This window comes from Ruegeria sp. AK11 (genome assembly GCF_056541095.1).
Genome location: NZ_JBQFXU010000024.1, coordinates 1 through 8,160, shown reverse-complemented (window position 1 = coordinate 8,160; position 8,160 = coordinate 1). Strand labels below are relative to the sequence as shown.

General features: G+C 55.9%; 5 protein-coding genes. 1 reads left to right on the top strand and 4 read right to left on the bottom strand.

The window, feature by feature from the left end; genetic code table 11:
• Positions 1–254: 254 nt before the first annotated feature.
• From ACR0D9_RS20375 to ACR0D9_RS20360, 4 genes are all read right to left on the bottom strand, one after another.
• Positions 255–2,654 carry a trimethylamine N-oxide demethylase gene (locus ACR0D9_RS20375; RefSeq protein WP_480489463.1) on the bottom strand — a complete coding sequence of 800 codons (2,400 nt, stop codon included), beginning with the start codon at positions 2,652–2,654 and terminating at the stop codon, positions 255–257.
• Between the two features lie 14 nt (positions 2,655–2,668).
• On the bottom strand, positions 2,669–4,651 hold the full coding sequence (locus ACR0D9_RS20370) for an ABC transporter permease (protein WP_480484927.1): 1,983 nt from the start codon (positions 4,649–4,651) through the stop codon (positions 2,669–2,671).
• Positions 4,651–5,679 (bottom strand): quaternary amine ABC transporter ATP-binding protein, encoded by a 1,029-nt coding sequence (locus ACR0D9_RS20365; RefSeq protein ID WP_480478516.1) that lies wholly within the window; start codon positions 5,677–5,679, stop codon positions 4,651–4,653. Before ACR0D9_RS20365 ends, ACR0D9_RS20370 begins: the two co-directional genes overlap by 1 nt.
• A gap of 82 nt (positions 5,680–5,761) precedes the next feature.
• Positions 5,762–6,712 (bottom strand): ABC transporter substrate-binding protein, encoded by a 951-nt coding sequence (locus tag ACR0D9_RS20360; protein ID WP_480484928.1) that lies wholly within the window; start codon positions 6,710–6,712, stop codon positions 5,762–5,764.
• A gap of 239 nt (positions 6,713–6,951) precedes the next feature.
• Between ACR0D9_RS20360 and ACR0D9_RS20355 the strand changes: the two genes are divergently transcribed.
• Positions 6,952–7,887, top strand: coding sequence for a LysR substrate-binding domain-containing protein (locus tag ACR0D9_RS20355; RefSeq protein WP_480484929.1), 936 nt, complete (start codon positions 6,952–6,954; stop codon positions 7,885–7,887).
• The last annotated feature ends 273 nt before the right edge of the window (positions 7,888–8,160 follow it).

Sequence of the window (8,160 nt, the reverse complement as noted above, 5' to 3'; positions counted from 1 at the left end):
GGCAACTAACGCCTGGAATGCTGCCACTCGAGCCGCTTGAATCCCGACCATCAGCATTCCCTCGTCGACCGGACGTTAACGTGACAATACCGTTTCGGATACTGCGCACCTTTGAAATAAATCATGGACTGGTTCTCGAGTGAATACACCGGCGGCCATTCACCGTCTGCATTCGAGCGCGTCAATAGTCAAAAGTTTGCAACATAACCCTTTACGGTGCCCGGCCAAATCACAAGCCCGGCCCTCTTGGTCAACTACTCTGCTGCGTCCGAAACCGTGGTTTCTGAGTATATCCCTTTCACACGTTCCTTTGTCGGATCAAAATGAGGGAATGGAACGATCCTGGCTTTCAACCGTTTTTGTTGGCCGTCCAATTGCCCGATTTCGATGTCTGCCCCAATTGTCGCGTGGGTAACTGAAATCCGACCCAAAGCGATGACTTTCCCTAAAACGGGTGATTTCATTGCGCTGGTAATCGCTCCAACCTGCGCCTTTCCGACGCGGACGCAGTCGCCGGGTGACGGGACGACGCCGCCTTCGATTTCAAAACCAACCAGCCTTCGGTGGGGGTGCGCCTTGCGTTCTTCGATTGCTGCCCGCCCGATGAAATCGTCGGTTTTTGATTTCAGCGGCACGGTAAAACCGATGCCGGCTTCAAACGGGTCCGTCTGGTCGTCGAATTCTGACCCGGCAAAAATCAGGCCCCCTTCGATCCGCAGCATATCAAGTGCCCCAAGGCCCAGCGGCGTGATCCCATAATCCTGACCTGCCTCCCAGACTCGGTCGAAGATTTCCACTGCATCTTTGGGATGGCAGAAGATTTCATATCCAAGCTCACCGGAATACCCTGTTCGGGAGATCACGACAGATGTTCCGCGCACATCTCCGACCCGTGCAACGGTCAGTCTGAACCATGGAAGTTCGTCAATCGTTGGTTGCTGTGGGGGTGTCCAGAAAATTCTGGAGAGAATGTCGCGACTGTGCCGCCCTTGAACCGCGATGTTGTGCAGCTGATCCGTCGAATTGCGAACCCAGACATTCAAGTTGCGTTTTTGCGCTTGTTCCTGAAGCCACAATCCACTGGTGTCATTCCCGCCGATCCAGCGGAAGTTCGTCTCACCCAGACGATAGACGGTGCCATCGTCAATCATCCCGCCGTGCTCATAACACATTGCGGTATAGACGACCTGACCGACGCTTAGCTTTTTCATGTTGCGGGTCACGCATAGCTGCATCAGCTCTTCTGCATCGGGTCCGACAACTTCGTATTTACGCAAAGGACTCAGGTCCATGACGGCAACCTTGTCCCGACAGGCCCAGTATTCAGAAATCGCACCATGATTGGTCATCGTGTTCGGCAGCCAATAGCCGTTATACTCGACGAAATCACGGGTATGCCGCGCAAAGCAGTCGTGAAAAGCAGTTTTCTTGGTTTCTTCCACATCCGCCTCCGCAGATTTTCTATAGCCGTAGGATCGTTGAAAATCCTCGGTCGCCTTGTACGTTCGCACCTGAATATCGGTCGGGTTCCACCCGTTTGCCGGATCAATGTCGCAGGGACATGCCGTGCTGATGCAGACCAGATCGGTCAGCGCGCGCAGCAACACGAAGTCACCCGGTCGCGACCAGGGATCGTCCATGCCAATGGCATTGGCGTCATCCAGCATCGTGTTGAAAAAGAAGTTGATCGCAGGCCAGCCGCCGCGCGGCTTGATGCCATACTGGTCCAGATCTTTGTTAATATTGTCCGAACAGTTTACGTGGCCTGGATAGCCAAGGTCTTCGTAGTACCGCGCCGTACAAGCAAGGCCAAACGTGTCATGACGACCGCAAGTGTCCTGCACGATTTCGATCAAGGGTTCCTGATCGACGGACCAGTATTTCGAAAATATCCCCGGTTGCGGATACAGGCTGCCCATCAGGCTGCGGGTCGTCGTCGGATCGATTTCGCGCTCGATCCCCTGATCCAGCGCCCGGCGGCTGAAGGCCTGAAAATCCGAGCATTCGCGGCCGCGAATATCCAAGATCTGGATGAATTCTCCAGCTTTGACCTCATAAGATATGGCGTTTCCCGGTTGAATGTTGATGTCCCTGAGAGGGTCGGCCAACGGCTCAGGCGCGCCAACACCCGGCTTTTCCAGACCCGGCGCGGAACGCTGAATATAGAGGATGATATCCGTTGGAGGGTTGTTGTTTTCCGGGCGCATCGCCTCGCCGGGTGCGGCGACGATCAGAAGACCATCGCTTTCCGCCACGAAATGCACCATGTCGCCGGGGCGCGAGCCTTCGACAAAAGCGCGGATTGCGTCGCCCTGCCCGATGTCAAACCCCGCAGCCTCGAGCGCGCGCAGAACCTTCCGGCCCGAAGCGGAACCGTTTGCCAGCGTTGCGATCACCCCGTCGGGACACCCGTGTCCCCGCGCGCCGAGCATCGCCGCGTCCGAGCTTCGGTCGGGGGCAAAAAATACCATCTCAGCGGGCTGCATTCCATCGCGATCCAGCAATGTGATCGTGTCCCCTTTGGACACCGGAACGGCGCGCGATCCCATTGCGGGAACCGGATGGCGTTCTGTGCCATGCGGCAGGATGGGCAGACCAGGAGCCAGCACCCCGCTGCGTTCGAACGGTACCTCAAACAAGGGTTTGACGTTCATCTGAACAACTCCGGTTAATCCAGCCCCAAAGCGCGCTTGCGCTTTTCGGCCCAACTGCTGATTGCCATATCAAAGGTCAACGCCATCAGAGACACGTTCAGACCCAGTACAAAATTCTTGCCCAATTCGGTGCCTGCCAGGGTTCGCTGCAATTCCTGCCCCAGATCCTGCGTGCCGATGAACGCGGCGATAATGACCATGAAGAACGCGAACATGATGGCCTGATTGAACCCGACGGCCATAGTCGGCAGCGCCAGTGGAAACTGTACTGACATCAGTTTTTGTCTGCGCGTCGAACCAGACATATCCGCGGCTTCGGTCATTTCCGGCGGCACGCTTCCCAGACCGATGATGGTATAGCGGATCAGCGGCACGGCGGCGAAGATCAGGATGGAAAACACGACCGCCACGTCATTGACGCCGAACAGCATGATCGCGGGGATCAGATAGATGAAGCTAGGGAAGGTTTGCGCAGTGTCGCAGGCCAGCAGGATACTCTTGGACCAGCGTTTGGACCGAGCTGCGACTACGCCCAAGGGGATACCGATCAGAGTTGCCAACACAACCGCTGAAATCACTGTATAGAGCGTGATGACCGAGCGATCCCACCAGCCGGAAAACGCGACGATTGTAAAAAACACCGCAGCATAGATACCGGGTTTGCGGCCTCCGATCCAATAGGCAAAGGAGACAACCAGCAGGATGAACGCAGGTGTCGGAATGGCAAGCAAAGTATCACGAAACGGGATCAGAACTTTTACGTTCAGGAACCAGCGCAGCCATTCGGTTGTCCCTTTGATCACATCGAAGGCCAAAACCGACTTGATCACATCGTCGATTTCCTTTCCCTGGCTCAGATGCTGCTTGCGACCAACTTCAGCCAGGATCGGAAACACTTGCGACAACAGGGTGAACCCGACGAACAGACCCACTGCGATTAGCGGAATCCAGTGCCGTTTCCACCATGGCGTTCCGCGTTCGAAATGAATGGGCTGTTTGACGACCCAGGCCTTCGACATCCGGTCAAGCATGACCGCCAGAAGAACGATGGTCACGCCGATTTCAAACGAACGGCCAAGTTTGAAGCTGCCCATCATTGCAAGCAACTTGGCTCCAAGGCCCGGCATGCCGATAAAGGCGGTGAGAACCACCATTGCCAGACACAGCATGATCACCTGATTGACACCTACCAGTACTTCGGTGCGTGCGGCTGGGACGTATACATGCCGCAGCATTTGCCAGCGTGTACATCCAGACATCTGGCCGGCTTCGATCACTTCGGGGCTGACTTTCTTCAGACCCAGTGTGGTCATCAGGATCATCGGCGGGATGGCAAAGGTGATTGTTGCCACGGCCCCCGCGGTTGGTCCGACTTTGAAAAAGATCACCGCTGGCAAGAGATAAGTAAAGAATGGCAGGGTTTGCAGAACGGACAGGATGGGTTTCAGCACCCGCTCGAACCGGCCATACTTCCAGGCGGCGATGCCCAGCACCAGGCCCAGCACAAACGCCAGCGGTGCCGCCACTACAATGACAGACATGGTCTGCATGGCGATGTTCCACTGGCCGATTGCAGCGGTCCAGATGAACGTACCCGCACCCAGAGCCGCCAGCCGCCACCCCCCCACGGCATAGCCCACAACAGCAGCGACAGCAGCGATTGCTGACCACGGGATTGGGCCCAGATAAGGCCAGCGGCGCTTGCCTTCGAGCAGGTTGGCCGACATATCCAACAGGAATTCCAACGGGCCTTCGGCGATAAAGCGGGTCACGTAGATCAGACCAAGGTCGTTTTGGATGAAATTGAAGATCGCATCCAGCACCTGCGCCGTCGGCGGGATTGCTGCCTCGGGAATGCGGTTCAACCATTCAGGGAGAATTCCGACCGCCTTGGCAAGGATCAGCGCAAAGGCGGTGATCAGAAGTGCGGTAAGGACTCTGGTGCGCCCCCACGCACCGTCTGCCGTGTCCGGTAATTCGGTGGACAGTGTCGCCATCATTCGGCTCCGAGCAGAACGTTCAACGCGGCATCGCGATCCAGAACACCGGTGACAACGCCAGTTTCATCCGCAACCGGCAGCAGGATACGCTTGTCATTGACCAGAACCCGGGCCAGTTCATGAATGGTTGATCCGCCATTGATCGGCGCGCCTTCAAGGGTATGGCCGTTCACCGGTTTTGCCAGCCCTTTCGCATGCACCACGCGGGCCTTGTCGATATCCTCGGTGAATTTCGCCACATATTCGGTCGCCGGGTTCATCACGATCTGATCCGGAGTATCGCATTGTTCGACCGCACCGTTGCGCATTATAGCAATCCGGTCAGCCAGACGCAGCGCCTCGTCGAAATCATGGGTGATGAAGACGATGGTTTTGCCCAGCATCTCTTGCAGGCGCAGGAATTCATCCTGCATTTCACGGCGGATCAGCGGATCAAGCGCCGAGAAGGGTTCATCCAGAAACCAGATATCCGGTTCGATAGCCAGCGACCGGGCGATACCGACCCGTTGTTGCTGGCCACCGCTCAATTCCCGTGGGAAGTATTCTTCCCGTCCTTCAAGGCCCACCAGCTTGATGACCTCCAAAGCGCGTTCGCGCCGGTCGTGGCGATCCTGCCCACGCATTTCCAGCGGGAAGGCGACATTGTCCAGAACCGTGCGGTGCGGCAGCAACCCGAAAGACTGAAACACCATCCCCATCTTGTTGCGGCGCAATTCGATCAGATCGCGCTCGCTGAGTTTCATGATGTCCTGACCGTCTACTTCGATCGTGCCTCCGGTGATGTTGTGCAGACGCGAAAAGCACCGCACCAGCGTGGATTTGCCCGATCCTGACAACCCCATGATGACAAGCATCTCGCCACGGCCAACCTCGATCGAGACATCCTTGACCCCGGCGATATACCCATCCTCACGGATCTCGTCGAAACTGCGGCCTGCCGGCATGGACTTCAGATAGCTCTCGGGCGAGGGTCCAAACAGTTTCCAGACATTCTTGGCTGATATGACAGGCGCGATGGCGGGCATGGCTGCTTTTCTTTCTTGTTGAGCGCGGCCCTGGATCACAAAACGATCAAGGCCGCGCCAGATTCATTATACGTAGCCGTTATCAACTGCAGGCATTGATCCAGGGGTCAACAACGGCACGGTTGGCGTCCAGCCATTCCTCTGCCGCTTCTTCCGGCTCAAGCTCATCAGTGTCGACCAGCTTTGCCATTTCCGCGATCTGAGGGTTGGTGAAAGAAATCTGGGTCAGGGCGCAATACGCGGCTGGCCACTTGTCTTTCATGCCATCCCAAGCCGCCTTTTTCAGATATCCACTTGCCGGGTTGCCACAATCATACAGCGCGTCCGGGTTCGGACCCTTGGCAGGATCCTTGTCGCAGCCGTCTTCCCATGCAGGGAACTCCACAAACTCACCGGGCCAGACGGCTTCGGCAAAGTTTGGCGTCCAGTTGAATACAAGAACCGGGGTCTTGTCGGCCTCGGCGGCACCAATCTCGGCCCACAACGCTGCGGCGGAACCCGCATTGATCACGGTGAAGTTCAGATCAAGCGCTTCGGCGCGTTCCTTACCATGTTTCAACCAGTCTACCGGACCATCAAGATACCGACCCTTATCCCCGGTCTCGGCCGTGGCAAACAGGTGCGCGCAGTCGTTCAGTGCATTCCAATCAGGCAGGCCCGGGCAGGATTCCTTGGTCCACATCGGGTACCACCAATCTTCGCGCGTGACGGCATCATGATCGCCCGCGTCATGCAAACCGCCCTTTTCCAGCGCGGCCCGGTAGGATGCGCCAAACGCGCCTTCCCAGACTTCCATCTCAAGCGCGACGTCGCCCAAGCGGACCGATTCATAAACCGCCTGGCTGTCGGTGGTGACATATTCGACGTTGTTGCCCATCTCTTCGAAGATCAGACCGACGACGTTGGACATCACGATCTGGCTGGACCAGTTGTGAATTGGAATGACAATCGGGTCGCTGCTGTCTTCGGCAATCGCCCCGGTTCCCGCTACTGCCGCCAAGGTTGCTGCGGAAAGGAGGTTTGTAAGTTTCATGTTCGCTCCCTGAGTGAGGTTCGTTTTTTGTCAAAGGGGCTCTTCCGGCCCGCGAATTTGTGCATTTTGCCTAGAATCGCTCATAATGCAGAAAAGAAATTTGAGGGGCGTTGACCATAAAATCTTGAGGCAAACTCAACTTTTTACTATGTTAACAGTCGGTTGCCCGTTCAGACGGCAACGGGTGACCATGAATGTTTTTGCGTGTGGCCGCGTCCAGATCGGGAAAGATCCTGTAAATGCCAAAGAAAACATCAGTCACAGGGAAAGTCCTTCCTCCGCTTGATTATTTGTTGGCGTTTGAAGCCGCGGCAAAAGCGCAAAGCTTTGTGCAGGCCAGTAAGGTGCTGAACATCTCGGAAACCGCGATCAGCCGCAAAGTGCGCCTGCTGGAGCAGCATTATGATGTGCCATTGTTTGTGCGAGGTCACCGTTCGGTGTCACTGACGCAACAAGGTGCCATTCTGTTGGCAACTGTCGAGAAGTCTCTGGATCAGATGCGGGACGTCAGCCGTGAGATGCTGGCCAAACATCAGGCCAACAAGGTGTCGATTTCCGCGACGAACTCTGTCGCGTCTTTGTGGTTGATGCCACAACTGCACAAGTTCAACAAATCCAACGGTCGTATCCGTATTTCGCTGGTGTCTTCGGACAGTGACGCAGAATGCCTTTCGGATTCCATGGACCTGACAATACTGCGTGGAGATGGCGAGTGGCCGGGATACGAAGCAAAGCTTCTGTTCGGAGAAACAGTGTTTCCGGTTTGTAGCCCCGAGTACCTCAGAAGCAACCCCAATGCGGCAGTTCTTTCCGCGCTGCCGGAACTGGACCTTATTGAAGTCACCAGCAGCCATGCGGAGTGGATGACATGGCGTACATGGTTCAGCGGTAACGGTGTTTCCACCTCAGCGATGGAACAAGCTGTGGCTTTCAACACCTATCCACTGTCGGTTCAGGCTGCCGTCGATGGTTTGGGAATTGCATTGGGCTGGGCCCATCTTGTTGACCCCTTGCTTGAGAGCGGCGCGTTGGTCAGGCCGGTCCAGAACGCTTCGGTGCGAACGCAATCCGGATACTACCTGCTGAAAAGGCCGCTTCAAAAAGCTTTCCCGGAACAGCGCATCGTCGAGGATTGGTTGCTGGGTCTCAGCGCAGGTCGAAAAAGATACGCCTGATCCTGGTCGCAAACCGCTGATTCTTGACTTGATGTTTGGAGATGTCCCTTGGGCGTTCTAAACTCACGTATTGACCCTTGGGAATATTTATTTACCTTAAAGAAAATTTCGACCGAATCTGGCCCTGCGTTTTGTCGCTTTGGCCGGACCAATTCAGACTATCTCACGCAGGGAGACCAAACCCAATGAGCTATAAATCCGACATCGAAATTGCGCGTGAAGCGAATAAGAAGCCGATCCAGGAGATCGGCGCGAAGCTTGGAATATCCAGTG

Coding starts and splice junctions, on each gene's coding strand:
- ACR0D9_RS20375 (WP_480489463.1), bottom strand. CDS start 2,654: ATGAACGTCAAACCCTTGTTTGAGGTACCGTTCGAACGCAGCGGGGTG.
- ACR0D9_RS20370 (WP_480484927.1), bottom strand. CDS start 4,651: ATGGCGACACTGTCCACCGAATTACCGGACACGGCAGACGGTGCGTGG.
- ACR0D9_RS20365 (WP_480478516.1), bottom strand. CDS start 5,679: ATGCCCGCCATCGCGCCTGTCATATCAGCCAAGAATGTCTGGAAACTG.
- ACR0D9_RS20360 (WP_480484928.1), bottom strand. CDS start 6,712: ATGAAACTTACAAACCTCCTTTCCGCAGCAACCTTGGCGGCAGTAGCG.
- ACR0D9_RS20355 (WP_480484929.1), top strand. CDS start 6,952: ATGCCAAAGAAAACATCAGTCACAGGGAAAGTCCTTCCTCCGCTTGAT.